23 protein-coding genes, 1 tRNA gene and 2 pseudogenes are annotated in these 25,843 nt (G+C 60.1%); 9 read left to right on the top strand and 17 right to left on the bottom strand.

What is annotated here, in order from left to right; genetic code table 11:
* Positions 1–15 precede the first annotated feature (15 nt).
* Entirely contained in the window at positions 16–465 is a 450-nt protein-coding gene (locus I7X09_RS26105) for a winged helix-turn-helix transcriptional regulator (RefSeq protein ID WP_095971950.1), read from the bottom strand.
* A gap of 49 nt (positions 466–514) precedes the next feature.
* Here I7X09_RS26105 and I7X09_RS26100 point away from each other — a divergent pair.
* Positions 515–1,678: pseudogene (locus tag I7X09_RS26100) on the top strand (MFS transporter); the annotation flags it as partial.
* 78 nt (positions 1,679–1,756) lie between these two features.
* Here I7X09_RS26100 and I7X09_RS26095 read toward each other — a convergent pair.
* Together I7X09_RS26095 and I7X09_RS26090 are read right to left on the bottom strand one after the other, a co-directional pair.
* Positions 1,757–3,008: pseudogene (locus tag I7X09_RS26095) on the bottom strand (amidohydrolase).
* Between the two features lie 97 nt (positions 3,009–3,105).
* The gene (locus I7X09_RS26090; RefSeq protein WP_200318089.1) at positions 3,106–3,528 is read right to left on the bottom strand and encodes a hypothetical protein; all 423 of its coding nucleotides are present in this window, start codon (positions 3,526–3,528) and stop codon (positions 3,106–3,108) included.
* Positions 3,529–3,925: 397 nt separating this feature from the next.
* Between I7X09_RS26090 and I7X09_RS26085 the strand changes: the two genes are divergently transcribed.
* Positions 3,926–5,623 carry a 3-ketosteroid-delta-1-dehydrogenase gene (locus tag I7X09_RS26085; protein WP_200314388.1) on the top strand — a complete coding sequence of 566 codons (1,698 nt, stop codon included), beginning with the start codon at positions 3,926–3,928 and terminating at the stop codon, positions 5,621–5,623.
* 611 nt (positions 5,624–6,234) lie between these two features.
* Entirely contained in the window at positions 6,235–7,047 is an 813-nt protein-coding gene (locus I7X09_RS26080) for a M23 family metallopeptidase (protein ID WP_200314381.1), read from the top strand.
* Positions 7,048–7,153: 106 nt separating this feature from the next.
* Here I7X09_RS26080 and I7X09_RS26075 read toward each other — a convergent pair whose 3' ends face one another.
* The 5 genes from I7X09_RS26075 to I7X09_RS26055 all read right to left on the bottom strand — a co-directional run bounded on the left by I7X09_RS26075 (position 7,154) and on the right by I7X09_RS26055 (position 11,202).
* Positions 7,154–7,297, bottom strand: coding sequence for a hypothetical protein (locus I7X09_RS26075; RefSeq protein WP_166812263.1), 144 nt, complete (start codon positions 7,295–7,297; stop codon positions 7,154–7,156).
* Between the two features lie 108 nt (positions 7,298–7,405).
* The gene (locus tag I7X09_RS26070) at positions 7,406–7,867 is read right to left on the bottom strand and encodes an Hsp20/alpha crystallin family protein (RefSeq protein WP_095971815.1); all 462 of its coding nucleotides are present in this window, start codon (positions 7,865–7,867) and stop codon (positions 7,406–7,408) included.
* Positions 7,868–8,066: 199 nt separating this feature from the next.
* Positions 8,067–9,437 carry an FAD-binding oxidoreductase gene (locus I7X09_RS26065; RefSeq protein WP_200314379.1) on the bottom strand — a complete coding sequence of 457 codons (1,371 nt, stop codon included), beginning with the start codon at positions 9,435–9,437 and terminating at the stop codon, positions 8,067–8,069.
* Positions 9,438–9,715: 278 nt separating this feature from the next.
* Positions 9,716–10,264: a hypothetical protein gene (locus tag I7X09_RS26060; RefSeq protein WP_200314377.1), complete on the bottom strand. Its 549-nt coding sequence runs from the start codon at positions 10,262–10,264 to the stop codon at positions 9,716–9,718.
* A 53-nt stretch (positions 10,265–10,317) separates the two neighbouring features.
* Complete coding sequence (locus I7X09_RS26055; RefSeq protein WP_095971818.1) at positions 10,318–11,202, bottom strand: MBL fold metallo-hydrolase; 885 nt, start codon at positions 11,200–11,202, stop codon at positions 10,318–10,320.
* A 182-nt stretch (positions 11,203–11,384) separates the two neighbouring features.
* Here I7X09_RS26055 and I7X09_RS26050 point away from each other — a divergent pair, with 182 nt between their 5' ends.
* Complete coding sequence (locus I7X09_RS26050) at positions 11,385–12,134, top strand: pentapeptide repeat-containing protein (protein WP_200314375.1); 750 nt, start codon at positions 11,385–11,387, stop codon at positions 12,132–12,134.
* A gap of 18 nt (positions 12,135–12,152) precedes the next feature.
* Here I7X09_RS26050 and I7X09_RS26045 read toward each other — a convergent pair whose 3' ends face one another.
* The 5 genes from I7X09_RS26045 to I7X09_RS26025 all read right to left on the bottom strand — a co-directional run bounded on the left by I7X09_RS26045 (position 12,153) and on the right by I7X09_RS26025 (position 17,285).
* Positions 12,153–12,611, bottom strand: a complete 459-nt coding sequence (locus tag I7X09_RS26045; RefSeq protein WP_200314374.1) for an HtaA domain-containing protein — start codon at positions 12,609–12,611, stop codon at positions 12,153–12,155.
* Positions 12,612–12,783: 172 nt separating this feature from the next.
* Positions 12,784–13,416 (bottom strand): TetR/AcrR family transcriptional regulator, encoded by a 633-nt coding sequence (locus I7X09_RS26040; protein ID WP_200314372.1) that lies wholly within the window; start codon positions 13,414–13,416, stop codon positions 12,784–12,786.
* 137 nt (positions 13,417–13,553) lie between these two features.
* Positions 13,554–15,026, bottom strand: a complete 1,473-nt coding sequence (locus I7X09_RS26035; protein ID WP_200314371.1) for an MFS transporter — start codon at positions 15,024–15,026, stop codon at positions 13,554–13,556.
* A 278-nt stretch (positions 15,027–15,304) separates the two neighbouring features.
* Positions 15,305–15,574 carry a WS/DGAT domain-containing protein gene (locus tag I7X09_RS26030; RefSeq protein WP_234036717.1) on the bottom strand — a complete coding sequence of 90 codons (270 nt, stop codon included), beginning with the start codon at positions 15,572–15,574 and terminating at the stop codon, positions 15,305–15,307.
* Between the two features lie 46 nt (positions 15,575–15,620).
* Complete coding sequence (locus tag I7X09_RS26025) at positions 15,621–17,285, bottom strand: hypothetical protein (RefSeq protein WP_234036716.1); 1,665 nt, start codon at positions 17,283–17,285, stop codon at positions 15,621–15,623.
* A gap of 475 nt (positions 17,286–17,760) precedes the next feature.
* Here I7X09_RS26025 and I7X09_RS26020 point away from each other — a divergent pair, with 475 nt between their 5' ends.
* On the top strand, positions 17,761–18,252 hold the full coding sequence (locus I7X09_RS26020; protein ID WP_200314369.1) for an FBP domain-containing protein: 492 nt from the start codon (positions 17,761–17,763) through the stop codon (positions 18,250–18,252).
* A gap of 140 nt (positions 18,253–18,392) precedes the next feature.
* Here I7X09_RS26020 and I7X09_RS26015 read toward each other — a convergent pair whose 3' ends face one another.
* The 4 genes from I7X09_RS26015 to I7X09_RS26000 form a co-directional block, all read right to left on the bottom strand.
* Positions 18,393–19,133 carry an ABC transporter permease gene (locus tag I7X09_RS26015; protein WP_200314367.1) on the bottom strand — a complete coding sequence of 247 codons (741 nt, stop codon included), beginning with the start codon at positions 19,131–19,133 and terminating at the stop codon, positions 18,393–18,395.
* Positions 19,130–20,065: an ABC transporter ATP-binding protein gene (locus I7X09_RS26010; protein ID WP_200314365.1), complete on the bottom strand. Its 936-nt coding sequence runs from the start codon at positions 20,063–20,065 to the stop codon at positions 19,130–19,132. Before I7X09_RS26010 ends, I7X09_RS26015 begins: the two co-directional genes overlap by 4 nt.
* Positions 20,062–20,424, bottom strand: coding sequence for a GntR family transcriptional regulator (locus tag I7X09_RS26005; protein WP_019747490.1), 363 nt, complete (start codon positions 20,422–20,424; stop codon positions 20,062–20,064). Before I7X09_RS26005 ends, I7X09_RS26010 begins: the two co-directional genes overlap by 4 nt.
* 2,306 nt (positions 20,425–22,730) lie before the next feature.
* Positions 22,731–22,804: transfer RNA gene (locus I7X09_RS26000), tRNA-Gly, on the bottom strand.
* 306 nt (positions 22,805–23,110) lie between these two features.
* Here I7X09_RS26000 and dcd point away from each other — a divergent pair.
* The 4 genes from dcd to I7X09_RS25980 all read left to right on the top strand — a co-directional run bounded on the left by dcd (position 23,111) and on the right by I7X09_RS25980 (position 25,842).
* Positions 23,111–23,680, top strand: a complete 570-nt coding sequence (dcd, locus tag I7X09_RS25995) for a dCTP deaminase (protein WP_019747488.1) — start codon at positions 23,111–23,113, stop codon at positions 23,678–23,680.
* 25 nt (positions 23,681–23,705) lie between these two features.
* Positions 23,706–23,990, top strand: a complete 285-nt coding sequence (locus I7X09_RS25990) for a hypothetical protein (RefSeq protein ID WP_019747487.1) — start codon at positions 23,706–23,708, stop codon at positions 23,988–23,990.
* A 91-nt stretch (positions 23,991–24,081) separates the two neighbouring features.
* Positions 24,082–24,288 carry a hypothetical protein gene (locus I7X09_RS25985; protein ID WP_019747486.1) on the top strand — a complete coding sequence of 69 codons (207 nt, stop codon included), beginning with the start codon at positions 24,082–24,084 and terminating at the stop codon, positions 24,286–24,288.
* Between the two features lie 30 nt (positions 24,289–24,318).
* On the top strand, positions 24,319–25,842 hold the full coding sequence (locus I7X09_RS25980; RefSeq protein ID WP_200314363.1) for a hypothetical protein: 1,524 nt from the start codon (positions 24,319–24,321) through the stop codon (positions 25,840–25,842).
* Position 25,843 lies beyond the last annotated feature (1 nt).

Below are 25,843 nucleotides of genomic sequence, written 5' to 3'. Positions count from 1 at the left end.
GTGCCGAGTCGTCGCTCAACCTTCAACGACCTTCTCGACGTGTGTGTTGGTCGGGTTCAGGTCGATTTTCCGTGCATTGACCAGTCGGAGTCCGGGTACCGGGTCTCCCGTGGTGTCGTCTATCAACGTCGAATGGGGTTCACCGTCATCGAACGCATGGCGTTCGCCCCACTGTCGCAGGCTCGTGATCACGACGAACAGATCCATGCCACGTTCAGTCAAGACGTACTCGTTGCGGGTCCCTTGCGCGTTTGATCGAACCTCGAAGATCCCTTGCTCGACAAGGGCTTTGAGTCTGTCCGTGAGAATGTTCTTTGCGATGCCCAGGTTTCGTTGAAACTGACTGAATCTGGATGCCCCGTCGAAGGCGTCTCGCACGATCAACAACGACCATCGATCGCCGATGATGTCGGCCGCTCGGGCCGTCGGGCAGTGCGAGTCCGTCCACTGTGCGCGATCAGGCATTGAATTCCTCATTGGTTGCGTTTTGAAACCGAATTGACGTAGCCTTCAAATGGTATCAAAATGCAACCAAGTTGAGGTGGAAGTGTCCGAACGTCATGCACTCACGATCGCACCGGTAGGGCCGAAAATGCCTCGTGGACTTCGCCTGTTGCTCGCCGTGCTCTGCGGTGTCTCGGTGGCGAACATCTACTACGCGCAACCGCTACTCGGACAGATCGGCTCGGATCTTTCCCTTCCTCCGGCCGGCCTCGGCTTCGTCGTGGCACTCGCCCAACTCGGTTACGTGGTCGGGTTGATCGTGTTGGTGCCACTGAGCGATCTCGTGAATCGCAAGAGATTGATCGCACTCCAGATCGTCGCTGCTGCAATGGGAACGATGATTGTCGCTCTGGCCACCACGAGCGCGCAACTGCTGATCGGGATGACCGTCGCCGGCACGTTCTCCGTTGTCGTTCAAGTCGTAGTCGCCTACGCTGCGGCAATCAGCGACCCGGACGAGCGGGGCGCAAACATCGGTGTGATCACCAGCGGCGTTGTCGTCGGCATCATCCTCGCTCGAACTGTCGCCGGCGCAGTTGCGGATCTGGCAGGCTGGCGTGCGGTCTACTCGGGATCCACTTTCATTTCGGTACTGGTCGCGGCAGTCGCGTTGACGATGCTGCCGAAAGACACTCGCTCGCACTCGGATCGGTCTTCTTATGTGCATGCCATGGGATCGGTCGTGACATTGGCGATTACGAACCGACTATTTCGCACGAGGGCTCTCATCACCTTGTTCTTGTTCGCGTCCTTTGGCGCCTTGTGGAGTGGAATGGCCCTGCCATTGAGCGAAGAACCATGGCGGTTGTCGACCACACAAATCGGGCTCTTCGGAATCGCCGGATTGGTCGGAGCATTGGGCGCGATCGGTGCCGGACGTTGGGCCGATCAAGGGAAGGCGCAACGTGTTACCGGGGCGTCTTTGGTTGTTCTCTTGCTGTCGTGGGTATTGAACGCGCAGGCGACGCATTCGCTTGTCCTGCTCGCAGTCGGTGTTGTCGCGTTGGACTTCGCCGTACAGGCTGTTCACGTCACGAGCCAGAATCTGATCGTCGCGGACGAACCGGAATCGGCCGGACGGATCATCGGCAGTTACATGGTGTTCTATTCGTTGGGCAGCGCCGCTGGAGCAGTAACCACCACAATGGTTTTCGACGCGGCAGGGTGGGGTGCTGCAAGCATTCTCGGCGGTGCCTACGCGTTTGCAGCCTTGACTGTGTGGACGATCGATCGATTGCGGACCGGTCCCGCACTATGGAGTTGGGAGCCACGTCCTGGCTGCGACGACCAAGGCGTTCACACCGATGGTCAGGGTCGGCTCGATCACTGGAGCGTAGTGCGGAGAGTGGTTCGACGGAACGGTTCGCAGGGCCGGATCAGTCATGTCACCTGTAGTGAACAGTGAAGGGTCGGTCCCGCCCAACAGCCAGTACGACAGTGGCGCACCGGCACTGGTCGCGAGGATGCCGACGTCTTCACTACCTGCGCCCGCACCGGGGTCGAGAATCTTGTTCGTTCCCAGCCATTCGGCAAAAGCATCGAGGGTCTTGTCGAGCGCTGCCGGGTCATTGACGACGATCGGAAAACGCTCAGTCTCGGTGATGGTCGGTGGGGTAGGTGCACCGGCGGTGGCCGCTTCGCCCCCGAACGATGCGGTCGACGCTGTCGAGGATGCGTCGGCGCACAGCCGCGTCGTAGCTGCGGATGTTGAGTTGCAGTTCTGCTTCGCCGGGAATGACGTTGGCGGCATCGCCCGCATGGATGGAGCCGACGGTGAGGACAGCCGTCGCAGTACTCGGCACCTCGCGTGAGATGACAGTTTGCAGTCGCAACACGGTTTCGGCTGCCATGACCACGGGATCGACCGAGTTCTCCGGCATAGATCCGTGGGCGCCCTTTCCAACCAGTCTCACACGAAGTGAGTCCGATCCCGCATACGAGGGGCCGGCGTGCCCGGCGATCGTGCCTGCCGGTAGCGGCGATACGTGTTGGCCGAGAACGATGTCGGGCTTCGGGAATCGCTCGAACAGTCCGTCGTCGACCATGGCTTGCGCACCCGCGCCGAGTTCCTCGGCCGGTTGGAATACGAGGACAAGAGTGCCGGACCAGGTCGTCGTGTCCTGCGAGAGGATCCGGGCTGCACCGAGTAAGCAAGTCGTATGCAGGTCATGGCCGCACGCGTGGCTGACCGAGACGGTCTTCCCCTGATCGTCGGTCGTTGTCACGGTGCTGGCGTAGTCCAATCCGGTTTCTTCCCGAACCGGGAGGGCGTCCATGTCCGCACGCAGCAGCGCAGTGGGTCCTGCTCCGTTCTTCAGGACTCCGACGACTCCGGTAGTCCCGACTCCGGTTGTGATGTCGAATCCCAATGCATGCAAATGTTTTTCGACGATCTTGGACGTGCGATCTTCGTGAAACCCCAGCTCAGGGTGACTGTGGAGATCTTTGTACACGTCGATCAAATCCAGATCGACTGCGACTGTTTCGTGCACTGACGAGGTCATGGGCGTCCTCTCGGTAGCGTCTTTTCAGGCTAACCGGGATGACAGGTCGGTAAACAGGACCTTAGGTCCCACCGTGCCGGTGATGCGGAGTTCGGTGCTACGGCACGTAGAACGATGTGACACCTGGGGTGATGATGGATCCGGCCACAGACAGCACGGCGACAGCGACTTGACCGGTCCCGGTCTGCATGATCGCCTCTGCCGGGACTCCGTTCAGACCGTCCGAGAGCCGAGCGGAGCCGGAGGCCCCGGTCGAAAGGTTCAGCCAGCGCACTTCGGACGAGAGCAGGCATCCCCAGCGGTCTTCCTTGCCGCCGGTGATCGTCACCGTGCCGGGTTGTTCGCCGACTACAGCTACGCAGCGGACGGCAGGCGCGTCGAAGCTGCCGTTCGGGTTGCCGTACGGCGCAGGGTTGATCTGAAACGGAGTGGTCACCGAAGCGGATGCGAGGGCTACCGGCGTCAGAGCCGAAACGATCACGACGGATGCGCAGACGCTGAGTCGGCGAACGAGATTCATCACGAGAGACCTCCAGTGTCCGGCAATGTCGCTTGCAGTTACCACTTTCCACCACGGTCGTGATCGAAGGGACAGCCTCACCATATCCGCTCGAATAGGAGAAATTCGTGGATCGAGGACACACTGGCGTGATGGTGGACCGATCTGCGAATTGGTCGACAATGTCGAGGAACGATCAAACGCACCCACGATTCTTCCCGACTCCCGGCATCAACCGCCGCGAATATGTCACTCAGGGACCGGGCTGTTTGCCGTGACGGCCGAACTGCGCCCACTCTGACCGGATGCTGTCAGAGCCAACCCGCTCGCAGTGTCCCGCTGAATGGGCATCCGGACCCTACTCCGCTGCGACTGCCCTAGCGTTTGCGTCGATAAACCACGTGAAGGGATTCGTTCAATGGCTAAGAATCAGGCACCCCCCGCGACACGAGCCCATGACATCGCTGTCGACCTGCTTGTGATCGGGTCCGGTACCGGCATGGCGGCGGCCCTCACCGCGAACGAGCTCGGCTTGTCCACGCTGATCGTGGAGAAGACGCAGTACGTTGGCGGTTCGACGGCGCGGTCCGGTGGGGCGTTTTGGATGCCTGCCAACCCGGTACTGGCAGAAGCCGGTGCGGGCGACACCATTGCGCGCGCGAAGACGTATGTGCATGCAGCGGTGGGTGATACGGCACCTGCCGCACGCGGTGAGGCGTTCGTCGACAACAGTGCCGCCACGGTCGACATGCTCCATCGCACGACGCCCATGAAATTCTTCTGGGCCAAGGAATACTCCGATTACCACCCCGAACTGCCGGGCGGTAGCGCCGCCGGCCGCACCTGTGAGTGCCTGCCGTTCGATGCGTCGGTGCTCGGTGCGGAACGCGGTCGCCTGCGCCCCGGCTTGATGGAAGCCGGGCTGCCGATGCCCGTGACCGGCGCGGACTACAAATGGATGAACCTGATGGTGAAGAAGCCGACCAAGGCTTTTCCGCGCATCATCCGCCGCTTGGCGCAGGGCGTCTACGGCAAGTACGTCCTCAAGCGTGAATACATCGCCGGTGGTCAGGCGCTCGCAGCTGGCCTGTTCGCCGGTGTGGTGCAAGCCGGTATCCCAGTGTGGACGGAGACGTCGTTGGTTCGGCTCGTCACCGAGGGCGACCGCGTGACCGGTGCAGTCGTCGTGCAAGACGGCCGCGAGGTGATGGTGACGGCCCGGCGCGGCGTAGTTCTGGCCGCCGGCGGGTTCGACCACAACATGGAGTGGCGCCACAAGTACCAGTCGGAGAGCCTCGGAGAGCACGAGAGCCTCGGTGCCGAGGGCAACATTGGCGAGGCGATCGAGGCCGCGCAGGAGTTGGGCGCCGGTATCGGTTCCATGGACCAGTCGTGGTGGTTCCCGGCGGTCGCGAGCATCAAGGGACGGCCGCCGATGGTGATGCTCGCGGAGCGTGCCCTGCCTGGCTCGTTCATCGTCGACCACACCGGCCGGCGATTCGTGAACGAGGCAACCGACTACATGACCTTCGGTCAGCGCGTGCTCGAGAGGGAGAAGGCGGGCGACCCGGCTGAGTCCATGTGGTTCGTCTTCGACCAGGAGTACCGCAACAGCTACGTGTTCGCCGGCGGCATCTTCCCGCGTCAGCCCCTTCCACCGGCATTCTTCGAGTCCGGTATCGCACACAAGGCGAGCAACCCGGCAGAGCTCGCTCGCAAGGTCGGACTGCCGGAGGACGCGTTCACCGAGACCTTCCGGACGTACAACGAGGCCGCAGCAGCAGGTAGCGACGCGGAATTCGGTCGTGGAGGAAGTGCGTACGACCGCTACTACGGTGACCCGACAGTGTCTCCCAACCCCAACCTGAGGCCGGTCGACGGTCGTTCCCTCTACGCGGTGAAGATGACATTGAGTGACCTCGGTACCTGCGGTGGCGTACAAGCCGACGCGCGTGCCCGCGTGCTTCGTGAGGACGGCAGCATCATCGACGGTCTCTATGCGATCGGCAATACCGCGGCCAACGCATTCGGTCACTCCTATCCAGGTGCCGGCGCGACGATTGGCCAGGGCCTGGTTTACGGCTATATCGCTGCCCATCACGCCGCAGAGCGGTAGCTCGACAAACACAGAGCGGTAGCTCGACAAACACAGAGCGCTAGCTCGACCACATAAATAGATCTACCCGACGGGAGATCAGCGCGCGTTTCCGACACCGGAACGTGCGCTGGTCTCCCGTTCGGCATTTTTCCTGGTGGGGGCGTTGTCAGGCGCGGCATTATGTCACGACCGGTCGGGACGAACGTGCAAAAACAGGTACGTACCCAGGTAGTTCAACCGTCGCGTGCAGCGTCGTGAAACGACAGCGTATGAGGTGATTCGTCATCCGCAACGCAAGGATCTGCATGTTCCACCCCTTTCTCGACCGTCCGGGTAGACACCCGCCTCGATTGGTCTGCGATCGAAAAATTTGAAGTTCGGTGCGCCTGCATTCACAGTGCACGGCAGAGCGAACCGCCACGAAGTCAGAACTCGTCAGAGTCTGATCGGTCCGTTTGATCGCCAGGTGCCCTCGATCGCGAGCTTCGTCTTTTACACGCCCCGTATTGGGCGCATTCGAAAAGTTCTACACAACGGAGTCGGTGCTGCTCGCCATGAGCTCAGCACATTTCGAGTGCTGTCAGCCGGTAGAGGCTGCACCTTCACCGTCCACATCCAGTCAGGAAACAATGAGTAAGCACAGAAAACACAAGCCCTCCAACACAAAACGATTCATCGCCCTGACCGCGGGAGTGAGCGCCCTCGTAGGTGCCGGAGCAGTAGCCAACGCAGGTATCGCCGGTGCGCAAGGCTGGTCGGCCAGTTGCGGTTGGGAGTGGCCGGTAGGTGGATCACTCTCGCAGGGGTACCACGCGGGCCACGACGGCGTCGACTTCGCCGTAAGCGTCGGTACCACGCTCCACGCACCGACGTCGGGAACGATTTCTGTTGCAGGGCCCAATGATCCAGGAGGATACGGAACTTACATCCAATTGGAAGCGGACACCGGCGAGCAGATCCAGATGGGACACCTCTCCGACACCTGGGTCGGAGTGGGTCAGCACGTCGAGGTCGGCGATGAGATCGGGGCAACCGGCAACACCGGTAGCTCGACCGGTCCCCACTTGCATCTGCGGATTCACAGTGGTGGGGCCGTCGATCCGATGGCCTTCCTGAGTTCGGTCGGCGCATGCGATACCGGTTCGAGCATTGTTCCTGCCGCTGCACCTGCACCTGCACCTGCACCTGAGGCGGCAATCGAATCCGCACCGGAGCCCGCTTCCGCTCCGGTTGTCGAACCCGTGTCATCTGAATCTGCACCGGCAGAAAGTATTCCGGAGACTGAATCCCGTGTGTCGGGCGAAGAGGTGATCGTTGCGGCTGGCGATACGTTGTCCGGTCTCGGTGCAGAACGTGGGCTTTCCTGGCAGCAGGTCTGGGACATGAACCCGCACATCGTCGATCCCGACCAGATCTTTGTCGGTGACGTCATCAACCTGTAAGAGTGGAGAATCCAACTCCGGCACGATGCCTTCCGCCCGGTCGCCCGGACGGAAGGCATCGTTTTATGTGCTGGACAACATATTTGGCGAAATTTGTGTCGCCTTGTCAGGGTTGAAACTCTTCGTTGTGGGGATTCTCCGGCGGACTGGTTGCGAGTATGCGCTTCCACCACTTTTGCCGCTGCGGGTCTTCGTTCCAGAGCACCGGTTCAGCGAGAGTGGGTACGGGGGCCACGGTTGTCGCGGACATAGGAGACCTCCTGGGATGAAGGGTTCTTGTGCAGGCGATTTCGCGCCAGGACTGCAGAATTTTGCAGCGTGATCCAGGCGTGTGGGTAGCGCTACAGATCCGATCAGGTCAGGCTTCGATCTGTCCCTGAGCTTCCGTCTCGGAATGTGCAGATCGGACAGGAGCCGCCGACGAGATTTCGATTCGCCTCGGTTTTGCCTTCTCGGCGATCGGCAAGCTCACGGTCAATACGCCGTTGTCGTACGAGGCGACGATCCGCTCGGAATCGATGTCCTCGCTGATGGACAACTGCCTTCTGTACGTTCCCGTGAAACGCTCACCGGCCAGCCACGTCACGCCCTCTTCGGAGAGGGCACTACGGTGCGCGGTCAAGGTCAGAGTCGAGCCGTCTACCTGTACGTCCACCGATCCCGGGTCGACGCCGGGGAGATCGGCATGCAGGACGTAGTGGTCATCGACCTTGTAGAGGTCCATCGGCATGAAGCGTGGACTTCGGTTACTACCGGTTCCGGTAGCAAGCAAGGATTTGGTGATCGCGTCGATGTCGGTGAAAGGATCGAAACGAAGCACAGCAACACACCTCCCGTATCGTCGAAGAAAGGTCACCGTCACCTCGACGGCGACCGAACTCACTGTGCGAGAACATGATAACCAAAGAATCTGGCACTCTGCAACCTCGAGTGCCAGATTTTTCGGTTGAGACTTCGGACCGAGATTCGGGAGGATGTGTGCCGAACTCGGGTCGCTGATTACTCGACCTTTGTGGCCTCTACGGGATCAGAACGCGCGGGTTCAAGATGTTGTTGGGGTCGACGGCGTTCTTGATTGCCCTGTTCAGCTTGATCACGACCGGGTCCAAGGCATTCGACAGGTTTCCTCGTTTGTGTTGTCCCACGCCGTATTCTGTTGTCACGGTCCCTCCCAGTGCCCTCACGAGGTCATAGATCTCTCGTCTCGCCGCGGCTGCAGATGCTGCGGCCGCTTCGTCGCCGACCGGATAGTTGAGGACGGGGTGTGTGAGCTCGTCCGCGGCGTGGGTGTAGCTGACGACAGTGGTGTTGTTGCGATTTGCTATGTCGGCTATACCGTCGGTGAGCTCAGGGAGCTTGTCGATCGGGACGGCAACATCGTCGCCGATGACCACGCCTTTCTGCTCGAAGGCTTCGTAGACGGCGTAGCGCGGACGGATGAACAGCTCACCTTCGTGATGGTCGTCGGTGACGAATACAGCTGAGGCTCCCCGTTTTTCGCAGTACGTGCGCATCAGTTCCATCTCGGCCTCTGCGGCGTTGCCGGCGTCGGAGCGCCCGATGAGGAGTGCCCCGGCGTCGGTGTCGAGTTCCATGCGAAGGAACTCTTCAGCCACCTTGATGGCGGCATTGTCGAGGATTTCGAGTTCTGAGGGGCGTGTGTGGTTTGTGATGTCCCGTGCGGCGGTGACGGCCTCGGACATCAGCGGGAAGAAGGCCACCAATGTGTGAGGAGTCGGGGGCTGAGGGATGAGCCGAAGTGTCAGTTCGGTTATCACTCCCAGAGTGCCTTCGCTGCCCACGAACAACTTCGTCAACGAGAGCCCGGGGGTGTCCTTGATGCGGTTTCCGCCGAGTTCAGCGATGGACCCATCCGCTAGCACAACGGTCATTCCCAGAATGTAGTCGCTGGTAACGCCGTATTTCACGCAACAAGGACCACCCGCGTTGGTTGCGGCGTTGCCGCCGATCGAGCAGATCTCGAATGACGACGGGTCTGGTGGATAGTACAAACCTTCTTTTGCGGCAGCGGCTTTCACATCGTTGGTGAGTGCGCCCGGTTCGACGATTGCCGTGCGTGACGATGCGTTGATCCGGATCGATCTCATTCGTTCGAGGCTGAGGGTTATCGCGCCGTCGATGGCCGTGGATCCGCCGACGACACTGGTTCCGGCGCCCCGTGGGACAACTGAAATACTTCGGCTGTCGGCGAAGCGAAGGGTCTCCTGCACGTCTGATGTCGTCGATGCACGAACAACGGCTACCGGTGTGCCTGCTGCGGGGTCGAAACTCCAGTCCTGTCGATAGGATTGGAGGAGATCTGGATCGGTGGTCATCGCGCCCGGTGACAGTCGCTGGGTGAGTAAATCCAAGTCGTCGACAGTGTCCATGATTCGAGTTCCAGCCTTCCGATCCGTGATGTTCTACCGAAACCGGTTGAACCTGAGGAATACCGATGGTCGGTCACCCACAAACCGCGTGGACATCAGTCGATGACGCAAGAAGTCTTGCCTCATCCGGGTATGCGCGTGGACCAGGTAGTTGAAAGCTAGTGTCTCGAGTGCGGTTGAGATCCACTGAATGTGGCGTACGGCACAGTTCGTCCGCCACGGCAATCCCCAGCAACGAGCCAGCGATGGAGGAACCACACCATGACGGCACCGCTGTGTCAGATACTGCTGAGGTCCGATATCACCTGATCGAATGCTCCGGTACGGCCGGGAGTCACTACTTTCTGGAATAGCGTCAGCACGCACTCGTCGAGTGCGTCCGTTACCGACACGGTTTTCCGAGTGACGGTACTTCGGTTTGACCAGCGTCCGCGGGCCATGTGCGCCAAGGCGGATCCGTCGCGCAGAGCCGTCGCTCTCCGACTCGATGAATGCGCGAAGACATACGTCCGGTCGGAGATGACCACTTCGCATCGCTTGTTCTTTCGACGCATTGCCTTGGGTTGTTGATCTGTCACAGTTCCGGTCATCCCTCCGGACAATCGAAGTGTTGCGGGATGGCCTTTGCGGAAGGTGAGAGCCTGTCGATCTCGAGCGGCGCGCGACGAATCCCGCTTCCTTCTACCTGGCGTCTGATCGCCCTCGTCCGTGTGTGTGGGGGACAGTGCGCCGTAGACGCTTCCCGATGGATCGAAAATCGTTACGGCTGAACCGTCTTCGGCAAGATTGACAAACCATCCGGTATCTGTGGAACTGTTCCAATTCATGCCGAAGATTATGCTACGAGTGATCGTCGAGCGGCAGGTTGCCTACTCCAACGTCAGAGGACACGACGGTACGTCTTGTCTGCGACTGTGATGACGGCGCCGGATGCGATAAGTCGTTCGAGGTGAAGTTGCGCTGTTCGCCGTTCGACGGCGTCGACGTACGGGGCACTGACGTGGGGCCGGTAGACGAGGCGGTGGGCGACGATGTCTTCCAAGCGTTGTGGTTCATCGAGGAAGTTGACGAGTCGTTCTTCGCGGCTGAGGAGTTTGTCCCGGTAGGCGGTCAAGCGTCGACGGAATTCCTCGCTGCCCTCGATTACGCCTTTCTGGTGGAAAGTTCCGTACCAACGCGCGTCGATCGTTGCGACGTGGTCGATGGAGTCGAGAAAGTCGTTGACGCTGCTGCCAAGATCGCCGTACATCGGGCCGAAGGAGGTGAGGTCGATGTCGGCGACGTAGAAGAAGCCGTCGGGCTCGACAAGGACGCCGCAGTGTCCGCGAGTATGACCAGGCAAATGAATGACTGTCGCGGTGCGGTCGCCGAGGTCGAAGACGTGACCGTCATCGATCCCCGCCACATTCTCGTGCGTCGAGGGGATGCCGTACTGAGTTGCTATCGATTGCTGGACCTCGGCTCGTTGGCCTGGGGGAAGTCCGTAGTTGGTGAGCAGCGTGTCGAGGGATGCAACCGCGGGTGCGTCGAGGTGGTGCGCGTAAACCGGTGTGTCGAAGTGACGTAGTCCGGCGATGTGGTCTTCGTGGCCGTGGCTGACGAATACGAGATCCGCGCCGACGGGGTCGCGGTCGAGAGAAAGGGAAGGGTCCATGACGAGGGTGCCTTCGGATCCGCGCACCACCACGGTGTTTCCGTAGGGGACGGCTCCACCGTTCTCCGGAATCAACACCGAGACCTTGCCGAATTCCACGGGTGTGAACATCTTTCGCCTCCCAGTGCGACGACAGTGTCGAGATGACACCGGCTTGCAGGCTCGAATCAGTCAGGACCTCTCGACAATATGCGTTGCCCCGACGACGGGATGAATCGGATAGTGAGCCGGCTACAGGTGACCCGCTTCTTGGCAGGCACACACCGATTTTCGGTGCTCGATACGATCGATCTGTGAAGAAGGCCGAGATCACCGCACTGCGCCGCCGCTGGGCGGATGAGGATGTCGAGAATCTGCGCGCGCAATTGGTCGTCCAGTCGCGGATTGTCAAGCCCCCTCACACTCTCACTTCTCGTTGGACAGAGACCGATGACGGTTTCGTGGATCTGCGCGGTCTAGTCGTCGGTAGCGATGGTCTCGACATCAGATTCCTCGCACTCGAACGTGTTGACCTGAGCTACGTACGGGGCGCGCTCACCGCCTTCGAGGCTGAGATGTTCAACTGCCGTTTCGATTTCGCTGCGCTGACGAGTCAGCAACGACTCAATCGCCGATTCGAGCGATGCAGTTTCCGGGGAGTCACTGCTTCGCGTCTGACGATCGGACCGAAGGTCGTCGATTGCGATTTCACCGGGATGAAAGCACACAGGCTCCGCTCTGTGCCCAATACCTTGTTCGAGCGGTGCGCATTCGACGACTCGGACCTGGCAGGCGCGGAGTTCGCCGATACCGCCTTTGTCGATTGCACCTTCCAAAGCGCGCGATTCTCCGCGTCCACCAACTTCGAGCGGTGCACCTTCACTCGCACTGACATCGAGTTCTCGACGGCGAGGGTTTCGCGATCGACGAGTAACGGATCTACTCTGCGGGACCAGTGGGAAGGGGAGGCCCAAGCAGCCGTGGCGTTGGAGCGCCACGCAGTGCGTTACGCGTCCGCAGTCGAGATGGGGGAGGAGGACAACGTGTCCCTCGATCCATTCTGAAAGACCGCAAGACGTCTGTCAGTTGCGGTCACTGCCGATTGTCAATGGCGAGAGTCTCGTACCCGAAGGGTAATTGGCGCCGAACACAGCTGGGCCGTCGGCGGTCACCTGTACTTCGGCTCGCAGGACAGACGCTGAGCTCTCGATACCATCGAGGGTCGCAATCACGACGCGTTCCGGCGCGTCCAGAGCGGTCCTCACGCTCAGTTGCCCCTGCGTCTCGTTCACACGAACTTCCGGATCGGCAATGACGATATCGAGAAGCCCGTCGTGAGCACGAAGATGGATCGCGCCACCGAACTCGGCAATCCGAACCCCGTCTGCGTCATGATGATCGGACGCTAGTGGCCAGACCAATTCGTCACCCAGCTCAACGAGGCCAGACGCATACGAAATCTCACCCAGCACGCGAATATACTGTAGCAGAGACTCTTTCACAGACCAACTCAAGATTGTGGGATTACTGTTCTCTGTCATTCCCAAGCCTCCTTCTCGTGCGCCGAAATGTGAACGGGACGTGATCCGCTCGGATGCTGACCGACCGGGCTCAGCGTCGACGACCTCGAGTCCCGTTCCAACGCCACGCGCAATATCGTTCCATGGTTCGCCCGGCTATCCGTCGGGGTCGAACTACCGGCAACAGTGTTGGTTATTCGTCGTTGGATCCGGGTTGGGATTTGAGGCCCGCGAGAACGAGGTCGACGACCAACTCGACGTACGTGTCGGATCCGGCTTCGAACTCTTTGATTTTGGACATCGGGGTCATCAAATAGTGGTGCTCAATTGTTCCTGCCACGGCGTCGAGAATCAAGGCCGGTGACGTTCCTTTGCTGATCTCTCCGCGTTCGATTGCCCGAAAGATAATTTCGCGACCGCCGGCAATGCTCTCACTGCGAAAGTCGGCAATTTCTCCCTCGAATAGTTCGGGATAGATTTTTGCATCGATCATGGCTCGCATTCGTACTGAGCCGTGCTTACCGAGTAACTGCTCTACCGTGACGTGACCGATCGCAATCAAGTCTCCTCGAAGCGTTCCGGTATCGAAGTCGAGGACGGTTCTCTTGCTCGATCGCAATGCATCCGACATTATCTGCTCTTTGGTCGTCCATCGCCGGTAGAGTGCTGCTTTTCCAACTTTGGCGTGTCGGGCGATGATATCGAGGTTCAATCTCGCCCAACCAAGTTCTCCGTACAAATCCAACGCAGAGGAAAGAATGCGTGTCTCTATGTCCGGGTCGCTGGGTCGCCCACGACCAGATGGTTGTGGCATGGCACGCGACATGGACCCATCATGCCACGCGCCATCGTCGGGTCTGTGTCGAGTCGTTTGTTCGGGTCAATCTCGACGGTGCAGCGAAGTGAAGCCGCTTTCTCGTTCGAAGCGGGAGGAATCGAGGCAAAGACTCCTCCCGCACAACGTCACGATGATTCTCGGACCGGAATGTCGACCAATTGCTCAATCGGTTCGGGTCGATACGCTTTACCGCCTAGCTTGCTGAGGAAGGGGACCAAGACGAAAATCAGAACACCCACTCCGATGCACACGGCCCAGATAGTGACGAACGCACTCTCAGTTGGTAGTTTCGACCCGCTGATCAGCATGCCGGACATAATTGCGGTAAAGGCGGCTCCGGCGACTGCACCCGCAACCGTTCGCGATGTGTTGTACAGAGCACCCGCTATCGCGGAATCCTCCGGGCGTGCGCGCGAAATTACCAGAGCGGGAAGGAGTGCGACGAACAAACCGATTCCGGTACCGCCGACCAATCCCATTGCAATGAAGCCAGACAGAGTGTCTCGAAATACGATCAATCCAGCAAACCATGTGGAAATCAGAATCGCCGACATCTGCAGTGTCGTTCGGGTGCCGAATCTTTGCGCAACGCTGTCGGCGAGTGACGACGCAATCATGACGGCGATGGGTACTGGAGTGATTGCAAGGGCAATGCCCATCGAATCGAGACCGAACCCGTACCCGGCGACTTCGGGTTTGGAAGCGAAATACAGTGCTGAGACAGTGGCAGCTCCGTAGAATTGCAAGCCGAACAGGCTGGTCAATCCCAACAGGAATCCCACGCCACCCTTCGTCAACAAGGTCAAGTCGACCAGCGGGGTGCTGATTTTCTTTTCGAGCGCGACGAAAGCAACAAGCAACGCCAAGCCGCCACCGATTGCCATGAGCGTTGTTGTGGAAGTCCACCCCAATTTGCTTCCGTTGCCGATCCCGACAAGGAAGATCGCGAGGCCGATGCCAAGAAGTGCTGCACCTGTCCAGTCGATGGAACCAGTTGCACGGGTGGATGTTTCGGGAACGAACAGTGCAATAGTGGCAAGGCTTGCCAGTGCGAGCGCAGCGGGCACGAAGAGGACCAGAGTCAGGCTTGCGTTGGTTCCGAGTAGTCCGACCAAAAGGGTTCCTGCGGCTCCTCCGGCGCCAAGGCACCCCACGAGAATTCCGATCGCGCGTCCGGAACCGGCACCGGCTCGTTCTCGGAGAATTGCAAGCTCGAGTGGAAGTAGTGCGCCCAGTGTTCCTTGGATGACCCTGCCCAACAAGAAGATTCCGAAGGACGGAGCTACAGCTGTCAGGATCGTTCCGAGGGCTACGGAGCCGAGCACAACCATCACCATGCGACGATGACCGTATTTGTCGCCCAGTTTGGCCAGTAATGGGACGCAGATGACGGTGGAAAGTAGGTATGCCGCCAAGACCCAGTTGAGTTGTGCGGGGTTGACGTCGAGCCTCTGTCCGATTTTCGGTATGAGTGGTATGTACCACGACTGCAACATTCCGCTGGTGACTTCGGAAAATGCGAGGAAGCCAACGGCGGCGAGCCCTCCGGCCTGGCGCGGAGAAATCACAGAACTCGACTGGACGTTCGGTTCGGTCACTGGATCCCCTCGGCGGAGTATTCACTGTGGGTTCGGTTGTTGCGCATCAGTTCTCGGTTCCTTGTCTTCGGGAGATTTGGAGTCGACCGAATTAGAGACGACTATCGTCCGCTGAACAGTATTGAGTGCCTTACTGATGTGTCAAGGCTCACAAAATTACTACTGGGTGGTAGCTATATCGGGTGCTTGAACTCCTGCACTCGGCGGGTGTGGTCGAGTGTGCGAACCCGCGATGAGCGGAGTGGGTCTGACATCAAGACATCACCTGCGGGGCACAGTCAGATTGCAGTGCTTGCTATTTCGTCGAGAGCTCGCTCGACGGCGTGCGCGATCTTGGAAGCTGGAGGCAGATGCTCTGCATCCGCCTGGATTCCGATCCAGAAGTATTCGTTGTAGGACACCGCTGTGAAACCGACTCGAACATTGCCGGCCAACGGGCCAAGCGGCCAGAGTTCGACGAGCGCTGCCCCGTCGAGCGCGAGCGGGCCGTGCGGGCCGTGAATCGCGTCGACGGGCGATATCGGCACGTCGCGTGTGGTTTCGGCCATCTACAGAGCGTAATGGACGAACGGGCCTGGGCGACGCTGGTTTCAGCTAGCGGATCACCAAGTCGTGGTCGGTGGCGCTGAGGGTGATTGCCGCAATGTGGTTGCCGTGCATCCAGTCCCGCACGAACGTATCCAAGGCCGGATTGGATGCCCGATCTGCGTACGCGGTCGCCGGGATCTCGATTGCCCCGACGAGGTGGCGCGGATTGCTGTCGAGGCCGGACTCTCGGGGAGACATCCTCAACCCGTCGGCGGTGTGCAGGACGACTGGTAGCGCCGTGCCATCAGGTGCAGTCACGGTCGCGGTCCGGGTAGTGGCGGCCGGGTCGAAGTGGTCCACCTTCAGCTGGTATCCGGACGGCTGGGCGTGCTGGCCGATGGCGTCGAGCAGGCGCGGATCCACGACAGAGTACGGAAACCCGATGTCGATCAATGTTTGGCCGTCGATGGCGCCATTGCGAGCGGGCAGGGATGCGGACAAGTGCCAGGGGGCGGCGGGGGCGAGAGTGTCTGCCGAGCGGTCTGTCGGCGTGTTCTCGATCGCTGTGCCGAGGATGGGAGCGCCTGTCGGTGTGAACTCCCAGACGCCACCGACGAGATCCTTGTGCCAGAAGCCGGATTCAGCGTCGCGGCGGCCCTCGACGCGCAATTCGCGCCGGTTCGGGCCGGGACCGAGTGAGTGCACACTGATCGCGGATGTGACTTCACCCGGAATCTTGGGCTGGTGCACCCAGTCCGGCGCCGGAAGTTGGATCGCTGCGGTGTTGCGGTCGAGCGTTTCTGCAACGAGGTTGGGTGCGGTGGGCTTACCCGACTGGTCTTCCCAGCTGTATCGGAAGAAGATCGAGTCGGAGCCCGAAGAGTCGAAATCAAATGTGCGGGTGTACATGTCGCCGTACTTGTTCATCACGAAGGTGGTCGATCCAGCCGCCGACAGCGAGTCGGCCCGGAACCGACCACCAAGCGGGCCGCCGATCTCGTAGCTGTCGTCGTTGGGCAGCCACGGGTCCGCATAGGTGATCCGGCTACCGTCCCCGGTCAAGGTGGGGATCATCGTCATCTTGGCCAGTCCGACGTAGTGGATTCGTCCCGCGACGTCGGTGAAGGTTCGGTTGTCCCACGGCGACGAGACGCTCAGCGCCCACCCGTTCGGCCGGTCGCCTGGGAGTTGTCTGCCTGGGCCACTCCACAGAGGCGCACCCCACGCTGAGGTCCAGTTCCACACCAGCGGATCCTGCGACGCGTTGTCCATCGTGTAGATCCAGCCGTTGTCGTCGACTGCGACCAGTTCGTCGTCGTCCAGCGATATCCCGACCAGTCGTCCACGCAGGCACTCGGGCATCGGCACGAAATGCCAGGCTTCCGTGGTCGGTACGCCAGGCTCCCGCGGACGGGCGAGCAGGTCGTGGTCGACGAGCGCGAAGTCCCAGAAGCGATTGAATTGAGTTATCGGCGTGCGAATCTCGACGGAGGTAGGGGCCGTCGAACCGGTGAAGGTCGGTAGGTGCGCCAGCCCGACTCGGCCACCGCCGGAGGGCACACCTGGCGGCAGTTGGGCGGTTCCGAATGGTACGCAACTTGCCGGCCCGGATACGGCGGGTGCTGCCGCGGCCAGGGGAGTGGACCACAGTAAACCGGCAGAGAGGAGGATGCCGACGCTCAGCAGTCGCGATCGGTGCGGATGCGAAACTCCACTGTCGGTGTCGTTCACGGTCCGATTGTCGCATGATCGGCACGTTGAATCGGCAGAATGTGAGGATTGTCCATCTGTGTCGGTTGCAGCGCAGAGTCCCGACTGCTGTGGTGCGGAATTTCGGTGACTATTGGAGAGATTGTCCTGCAAGTGCTTTCTCAGTAGTCGGTAGACCGCTCCGCGACCAGGCAAGAATACCGATAGCAGGCGAACCGAATGTCTTATCCGAAGTCTCACGAATTCCTCATGTCCAGTGCGTTATTCGTCTCTTCTGATACCCCGCCCTTGCAGGTGTGACGCTAAATAGAGTGGCCCGTGACGCAGGCTTGTGGCTACCATCGCGGTGTGGACACGGTGAAGCCCTATGGGTGTGAGGGGGTTGTCGGCGTCGCTTACGCCGACAGCAGATAGCGCATTCGGACCCGACAGCACTTGGTGCTGATCGGGCCATGAGCTGTACCCACCTTCACCGAGCCACGATTGGTAAACACCCATGATCATTTTGACCGATACATCTATCCGTTCCAGCCTGGTCAACGCGAGCCGCAAGGAGAAGTCCGATCTCACCCTGCCGGACGGCTTCGACGCCATCGACTTCGACGTTCTCGACTATTTGGGCTGGCGAGATCCCAAAATGGGCCGACGCGCCTACGCGATTGTCCCGACACTCGACGGGGAGACCATCGGAGTTTTGCTCGTTCAAGCGGAGGCCACTCCGCGGTCGCGCGCCCAGTGCTCCTGGTGCCGTGACACGCGACTTCCCAACGAGGTCGTCTTCTACGGCGCCAAGTTGGCCGGGCCCGCTGGTCGCCGCGGCAGCACAGTCGGAACACTGATCTGCCGAGACTTCCAATGCTCAGCCAATGTTCGTAACGACCCACCTCTTCCTTACACCGGCTACGACGCCTCTGCTGCGCGCCAGCACCGGAAAGATGAACTGGTGCTGCGTGCTTCGAGTTTTGTCGAGCGGGTGGCTCGGCAGTAGAACGGACCCGGGGACGCGATAGACCTGTTACGAAGTTCGGCCCCTCCCTAGGCTAGGGAGGGGCCGAACTACCTGGGCGGTGTCGATCCGAGGGGCGCTCGGAGACGGTGCGACATCTGGCGTCGCACATGATTACTCGGTCAGGGCGTTGCTCGACGTAACGTGCCCCATGCTCCGGCTATGCAGGCGATGGCCAGGGCCAATGGAAGTAGTGCCATCGGCACCACTCGGGAAGTATCGGCAAACCACGAACCGATCGCCGGCCACCAGCTGGCCCAGGTGATTACGATCGCTGACAGGCCGAGCACACCGAAGAGGCCGGTGAGGGAGGCGAGCAAACCGGTGGTCCTCCACCGCTGGTAGATCGCACCTGTCAGCATTGCGATCGAACTGGTCAGCAGCAGTGTCGCGAACAGCGCGAGCAACTGCACGGCTGCGCTGTCGGTGAAATAGCGTGCGATGCCGAACATGCGCATGTGCACACCCCAGCCGTTGGTGGCGGATTCCACCACTGACAGCAGTTGTAGCGCGATTGCGAAGATTGCGGACTGTGCCAGCGCCATTACCGTGGTGGCCGTGAAGAACTCGCGGCGAGTCACGCTGAGTCCGAGCGCGAACGGGAACGTCTGGGTCATCGACTGGAGGTAGAACGCCAGCACGAAACCGTAAACGGAGAACACACTGCCGGTGAATCCCTCACCCTCATCGTTCCGGACGATCGCGTAGATGGTGAAGCTGATGAGGAAAGAGATCAACAGGATGCCCACCGGCCAGGCGATCAGCAACGGCCACGCGACCGTGTGCAGTTGGAGGACGGAACCGATCCTGGACCGGGTGGGCGCCTTCGGGACCGTCCGTGGCGCTGTCGTTGCGATGCTCATGCGGTGATCTCCTTGCGCTGCGTCGAAGTCGCGATGACAAGTTCCTGCAAAGATGCCGGTTCTACTTGGACTCCGGCCTCCCGCAGTCGGATTCGCTCGGTCTCGGTCACATCGGCCTGCAACATGATTCGGCTGTGGGCGCCTAGTGTCTCCCGGCGCAGGACCCTGCCGGAGGTGGCAACGGCATCCACCGCATCAATGGGGCCGGATACCACTACGGCGCGACCTCGCAGTGCATCTGCGTCCTCGTCGACGACAATCCGGCCGCTGTCTACGACGATCACGTGCTCGAGCAGATTGGCTACCTCGTCGATAAGGTGAGTCGAAAGCACCACAGTGCGAGGATGTTCGGCGTAATCCGCAAGCAGACGATCGTAGAAGAGTTGGCGCGCAACGGCATCGAGTCCGAGGTACGGTTCGTCGAACAGCGTCAGCGGCGCGCGAGAGGCAAGTCCGATGATTACCCCCAACGCTGACCTCATGCCGCGCGAAAGCTTCTTCACCTTGCGGCACAGGGGAAGTTGGAAATCGTCGAGCAATGCTTCGGCGAACGCGTGGTCCCAATGCGGGAGAAGATGGCTGGCGGCGACGAGTACATGCTTGACCTTGAGGTCTTCGGGGTACGTCTGGCTTTCCTTGACGAAGCACACGTTCGCCAGGACGTCGGCATTTTCGAATGGGGCAGCGCCGAATACCTCGACGTCGCCGCTGGTGTGCAGGTCCTGTCCGGTCAGTATCTGCATGATCGTGGTCTTGCCTGCGCCGTTACGGCCGAGCAGGCCGTAGATCTTGTTCTGGCTGATCTCGAACGAGACGTCCGAGAGCGCATCGACGTCCCCGTAGCTTCTGTTCACTGCTCGCATCGAGGCGACGAGTTCAGTTTCGTTGAAACGCCTGACGTGCGACTTGGTCGTTGTCGTGCTCGAGTTCATCGGTCCGCCTTCCTGTCGTCCAGCATGGATTTGAGTTCGTCGAGGGAAATCTGAAGGCGGTCGGCCTCCATGACCAGCGGCTCGATGTATTGGCGCGCGAACGCTTCTCGTCGTCTGAACCTGAGTGCATCGCGGGCGCCGACGGTGACGAACATTCCGATTCCCCGTTTCTTGTAGAGGAGCCCCTCGCCTACGAGTTGATTGAGGCCCTTGGCTGCCGTCGCCGGATTGATTCGGTGGAACGCCGCCAGTTCGTTGGTTGAGGGCACCTGTCCGTCTTCCGGCAGTGAGCCGTCGATGATCGAGCCTTCGATCTGCTCGGCGATCTGCTGGAACAGTGGTCGTCCGTCGTCGATCACGATGATCGATGCCCGGTGTTCACTGGTTCATTACTCATGTAATGAACCATAGAACGTCGTGGGGCATGTTGGCAATGAGATCGCGGAATCTGGCACCGATGACTTGGGTCTCCGAGCGCTACCCATCGGGAAATTCATCGCAGAGGCTGATGGAACAGCTTGGATGCAGACCAGCTACGACTTCCAGATCCCCGGGGCGCTGCGCACAGGCATTGAGCTTCTGCGGAACCGTGGAACCGCCGTTCTAGGTGGTCGACCACGGGACAGGGTTGACCGAAACACCCGTCAGCATCGGCAATTCGCCACCCAACGTGAACAGACGAAACCCGCGGCCTCGGCTTCGGGGCGTAACCCGCAGTCGTAGAACAGAAGCCGGACCGCACGCCGCGGTCGGGCTGTTTTTCGTCAACCCAAAGACGGAATCGCATCCACCGCAAGTAGGGACTTAGCGCCTCGTTTTGGTGTTTCTGTACTGATTCGCGATCCCGATACGTACGCTTCCGGCCAGGGAATCGGACACTCGACCAACAGGGGTATCAATGCCGAATGTGACAGTGAAGTTCGGGGGTTCAGACCCGGAAACAGCAGACCTCGCACGCCGGGCACTGCAACCAGTACTCGACAGCATCTACCGCACATACCGCAGGAAACCGCTCCCATTCGTCGAAGCCGCACTGAAACGCGCAGGCCGAGGGAGCTTCTCACAAGCAGGAATTGAGCGATTCGCCAATTACATTTCAAGAGGCGACCGACCGATTCTCACCAAATAGTGCGGCCGCCCGTGATCAGGCCGAAGACCGAAGCGCTTCCACCGGCTACCTGGTCGACGACTTGAAGTGGTCTGTGCCAACTAGGTTCTGTGCCAACTAGGTACAGGTCCATCGTGGTCAACCTCGGAGACAGCTCCCGCTCGCGTCCGAGATCGGTAGCTGCCTCACCGTGGCATGGGACCTGTCAAACACAATCTCCCCTTCCTGGACAGGTAGGGGAGATTGTGTTTGTGACCACCGCACGATCCACGCATCTGCTGATATGCAGGTTTCAGGCAGAGCTGAAACTGTCATTCACATGCGGTCGGCCGATCTTCCTACAAGTCGGGGGGCGGTTAGTGGCCCTGCGCCTTCTAATGAGAAGGGGATCGTGGAACCGTTCGCCATCGCCACGATCACATTGACGATAGCAAAGAGAACGCTATTCATTTCAAATTCACCTCCTCTCTCCGTCGAGAGCCCGGCAGCATTCGCTACTGCATACAGGGCAGAGGCCCTGCTATCGAAATTGGGACCTGCAATGTAAGCGGGCGAGCCTGGACCGAATGAGGTGACGTCCTGATATCCGAGGCCATTCGAGGAGTTTTAGTCCACCAACCAAGGTCCACCAAAATTGCCTCCGCCTAAGTTGCCCGGTTTGGGAGTTGCGTGAGAAGCCGTAGCTCCGAACGTCATAACCAGGGAAGACGCTGCAATGCTTGCGAGTAATAAGGTTTCGACTCTGGACACCTACGGCCTTCTATCGAATTGGGGCCAACCTGCCGGTTTTTTAAGATCTTCGGGAAGGTAGCGCGACGCTAATGTGACAGTCCTCCAAACTGGGGTATTTCTTCGAGATTTATCCGGCTCTTCCGGATCCGGAGTGTATGAGTCGATCCACGGATGATCCGAGCAGGCACAAGATGTAGGTTGGTGAGGGTTTTTAATGTGCAGACCGATGGTCGTGCATTGGGACTTACGGTTAGGGCTGTCCGGTACTGAGGAAGAATACGTACTTGATGCTTTTCGAAGGTGATTTTTGACGGACTTGGGTATTTTCACAGTTGTGATTGTGAGAAGACCTGCATTCTTGCGTGAGTTGTGGTCCCCGGTGTCCGGGTGCGCTACGGCAGATCGGTTTTAAAAACTGATAAGCGCGCGGTGCCCGAGCAGAAACAGTTTCCAACCCCATCGGTTGGTAGTCGCGCTCGAATCACTGATGGACGGTGAACGAACCGAGGTACCGGCGACCATCGGCTTCGAGGTCGACAGCACTCTCCTGACAGTGCGCGCAATGGACACCGATTGAGGCCGGGGCACGACCAGTCGGACGGCATCGATGAACTGCAGAATTCCGAGATCCGGTCCTCTAGCACTTGGTGGCTCGTACCCCTTGAGTAGGGACGACGCTGTGGACGCGCTCGCGACTGTGGAACGCACAGTGATTGCAATCAACGCTTGCGTCTGAAGCCCGCCGCGCGGCGTATTCGCGGCGTCAGCGTGAAAGCAAGAGGGCGTTTCCGTGAACGGAAACGCCCTCCACCTGCGTTGAATCTGTGGAGCCGATGACGGGAATCGAACCCGCGTATTCAGCTTGGGAAGCTGATGTTCTACCATTGAACTACATCGGCGTCGCAGCCGACCGGACGTGTTTTCACCGCCGATCAACGTGCTTTCCGAACATTATCAGACGAGCATTCGAGCAGACGTATCACTGGCCGTCGTTGAAGAGAAGGCGCGTGTCGAAGTCGGCAAAATTGGTGGATGTTTCGTCTAAAAGTTTTGCGCGGGAACGCCTTTCGGGGTGGAGAACTCGAGACAGGTGGGGCTGGGCTCTGCCGTGGGAGTCCCGAACTCACCCATCGCGCTTCGTCACCGCAATGTGATCGCCCCCGGCGATGGGTCGGCACTGCTCGCAGAACCGGTAACCTCTACCTGTGCTGCTCTCCGATCGTGACATCCGTGCCGAAATCTCCGTTGGACGTCTGGGTATCGACCCTTTCGACGATTCCATGGTGCAACCGTCGAGCGTCGACGTGCGCCTCGACGGTCTTTTTCGGGTTTTCAACAACACGCGGTACACGCACATCGACCCGGCACTGCGCCAGGACGAGCTGACCAGCCTGGTCGAACCGGCAGAGGGCGAGCCGTTTGTACTGCATCCCGGCGAGTTCGTTCTCGGTTCGACTCTCGAAGTGTGCTCACTGCCGAACGACCTGGCCGGGCGCCTCGAAGGTAAGTCGAGCCTCGGGCGCTTGGGCCTTTTGACGCACTCCACCGCCGGCTTCATCGACCCGGGTTTCAGCGGCCACATCACACTGGAGCTGTCCAACGTCGCAAACCTGCCGATCACGCTGTGGCCGGGAATGAAGATCGGGCAGCTCTGCCTGCTCAAGCTCTCGAGCGCTGCAGAGTTCCCCTACGGAAGCTCCGAGGCAGGATCCAAGTACCAGGGTCAGCGCGGCCCGACTCCGTCGAAGGCGTACCTGAACTTCAACCGCAGCTGAACGAACCAACTTCGGGGGGAGTCGCATGATCGGAATTTTCTACGGTCTGGTTTTCATGAACTTGTTGTTCGTGACCAGCACCGTGTGCTTGATGAAGCCGTCGAAGGCCAGTGTTGTTGCGACCGTCTGCGCAGGAGTGGCGTGGCTCTTCTTCAACGGCCCGCTGGAAGGTCAGGTCTTGTGGTCGTTGAATCGAGAACACGGTCTGACGGTCTCGGATCTGATGTCGCTTGTTGCCTTCGGCATCGCCGCTCGTGGTTGGAATCAGGTCCGTAAGGTCCGCGAAACTGTCGACGCCGATCGCTACTGACCTGCGAGCTCACCTCAATTGAACGCCACGATTCGGACAGAAGTTTCGACCTGGAGCACAACGGTCGGCGAATCGGGCACAATTACTGAGTATGTGGTGGATTGTCGGAGGCGTACTACTCGTATGGGTCGTGTGTTCCATTCCGATTGCCATCCTGGTCGGACGCGGTATCGCGCGCCGGGACCGCGCAGAATTCGACGGCCGAAATCAACAGTGGGCCGACGAGGTTGTCAGGTCCATAGAGAAGCAATCGGATCAGGACAATGCCGATCGGCGTAAGCCACCACTGATCAGCTGACCAGCTGGACTTTTCCGGAGGTGAGTGGGCGTGGAACTTCCATCCGATACTCCCGACGACGTCGTGGCCGCAGCCGCCGGGGGACCCAGGATTCCGCAGTTCGATCCCACCCTGGGTATTCCGGTTATTCCGCCTGGGGGCGATGCTCCCCACAGGTTGGTGGTCATCGGCGATTCGCTGTCGCAGGGATTTCAGAGCGGGGCGGTCTTCAATACCGAGCTGTCGTACCCGTCGATCATTGCTCACCAGTTGGGCTGGCTCGATCAGTTCCGCTTTCCCCGATACGGCGGCCCGGGCGGGCTCCCACTCAACATCGAACTGCTGCTCCGCACCCTCGAAGAGCGCTTCGGACCGCGGCTCGACCTCTGGGAGGTTCCGCTCGCGCTCTTTGCTGCACGTGGGTTCATGGACCAGGTGGAGGACTACTGGGAACGCGGACCGGGCAGCGAGGCGCCGACTTTCTCTGCCGTCAATCACAATCTTTCGGTGTACGGGTGGGACCTTCGTGATGCTCTGACCAAGACCGCGCAGGGGTGTGAAGCGGCCCTTCACCAACCACACGACGACCTGATCAGCCAGATCGTCGAGAACAACGGCGAGCGTGCCGCACTGAGAGTTCTGCCGCGAGGCTCCGAGGCAGAGAAGCGCATGACGGCGTTCGACGCAGCAGCGGAGCTGGGCAAGGAAGGCATCGAAACTCTGATCGTCTTCCTCGGTGCCAACAATGCGCTCCGCACCGTCACCGAACTTCGGGTCGAGTGGAGTGGCAACAACTTCCGCGACCCGGATGGTAAGCGCGATTACACGGTGTGGCAGCCGGAGCACTTCGCGTCGGAGTACACCGAGGTGCTGGCCGCGATCCGCAAGATCAACGCCCAGCACGTCATTCTTTGCACGGTCCCGCATGTGACCATCGCGCCGATCGCCCACGGGCTCGGCGGCAAGATCGAAATCGGATCACGATATTTCCCGTATTACGCGCGACCATGGGTGCGCGACACCGACTTCGACCCTCAGCGCGATCAACACATCACCGGCGCGCAGGCGTGGGCCGTCGATACCGCAATCGACATGTACAACGACGGAATCGAGCAAGCCGTGGCGAATGCCCGTCGGGTGGGGAAGGACTGGTACCTCTGCGATATTGCCGGGTTGCTCGAGCGCGTGGCTTCACGGCGCTACGTCACCGATGTCAATGCGCGGCCGTCATGGTGGACGCCGTACCCCCTCCCCAAGGCACTGACCGATCTGCAACCCGTGCCGGACTCACTGTTCCTCTCCGCAGACGGTCGCGGTGGCCGCGCTTCGGGCGGCCTCTTCTCGCTCGACGGTGTTCATCCCACAACAGTCGCGTACGGGGTGATGGCGCACGAGCTGGCGAACATCATGGTCACAGCCGGGGTCCAGTTCGACCGAGCGCAGGTCGATTTCGGCCGACTCGTCCGACGCGACACCTTGGTACGCACGCCGCCGCAGAATCTCGACTCCACTCTGGGCGTCATCGGCTGGGCCGACGAGCATCTCGGCTTTGCCAAACGCGTTTTCGGCCTGTGAT

Origin of the sequence: Rhodococcus sp. P-2 (assembly GCF_016598535.1) — a bacterium.
In the GTDB taxonomy this organism is placed as follows: domain Bacteria; phylum Actinomycetota; class Actinomycetes; order Mycobacteriales; family Mycobacteriaceae; genus Rhodococcus_F; species Rhodococcus_F baikonurensis.
The sequence above is the reverse complement of the archived record's forward strand: the minus strand, read 5'-3'. Positions and strand labels throughout refer to the sequence as shown.

Bases quoted from the DNA above. Each gene is read 5' to 3' on its own strand.
- I7X09_RS25990 (WP_019747487.1), top strand. From the start codon at position 23,706: ATGATCGGAATTTTCTACGGTCTGGTTTTCATGAACTTGTTGTTCGTG.
- I7X09_RS26055 (WP_095971818.1), bottom strand. From the start codon at position 11,202: ATGTTCACACCCGTGGAATTCGGCAAGGTCTCGGTGTTGATTCCGGAG.
- I7X09_RS26030 (WP_234036717.1), bottom strand. From the start codon at position 15,574: ATGGCCGAAACCACACGCGACGTGCCGATATCGCCCGTCGACGCGATT.
- I7X09_RS26045 (WP_200314374.1), bottom strand. From the start codon at position 12,611: ATGACAGAGAACAGTAATCCCACAATCTTGAGTTGGTCTGTGAAAGAG.
- I7X09_RS26010 (WP_200314365.1), bottom strand. From the start codon at position 20,065: ATGAACTCGAGCACGACAACGACCAAGTCGCACGTCAGGCGTTTCAAC.
- I7X09_RS26020 (WP_200314369.1), top strand. From the start codon at position 17,761: ATGATCATTTTGACCGATACATCTATCCGTTCCAGCCTGGTCAACGCG.
- I7X09_RS26060 (WP_200314377.1), bottom strand. From the start codon at position 10,264: ATGAATTGGAACAGTTCCACAGATACCGGATGGTTTGTCAATCTTGCC.
- I7X09_RS25985 (WP_019747486.1), top strand. From the start codon at position 24,082: ATGTGGTGGATTGTCGGAGGCGTACTACTCGTATGGGTCGTGTGTTCC.
- I7X09_RS26040 (WP_200314372.1), bottom strand. From the start codon at position 13,416: ATGTCGCGTGCCATGCCACAACCATCTGGTCGTGGGCGACCCAGCGAC.
- I7X09_RS26090 (WP_200318089.1), bottom strand. From the start codon at position 3,528: ATGAATCTCGTTCGCCGACTCAGCGTCTGCGCATCCGTCGTGATCGTT.
- I7X09_RS26065 (WP_200314379.1), bottom strand. From the start codon at position 9,437: ATGGACACTGTCGACGACTTGGATTTACTCACCCAGCGACTGTCACCG.
- I7X09_RS26015 (WP_200314367.1), bottom strand. From the start codon at position 19,133: ATGAGCATCGCAACGACAGCGCCACGGACGGTCCCGAAGGCGCCCACC.
- I7X09_RS26080 (WP_200314381.1), top strand. From the start codon at position 6,235: ATGAGTAAGCACAGAAAACACAAGCCCTCCAACACAAAACGATTCATC.
- I7X09_RS26075 (WP_166812263.1), bottom strand. From the start codon at position 7,297: ATGTCCGCGACAACCGTGGCCCCCGTACCCACTCTCGCTGAACCGGTG.
- I7X09_RS26105 (WP_095971950.1), bottom strand. From the start codon at position 465: ATGCCTGATCGCGCACAGTGGACGGACTCGCACTGCCCGACGGCCCGA.
- I7X09_RS26085 (WP_200314388.1), top strand. From the start codon at position 3,926: ATGGCTAAGAATCAGGCACCCCCCGCGACACGAGCCCATGACATCGCT.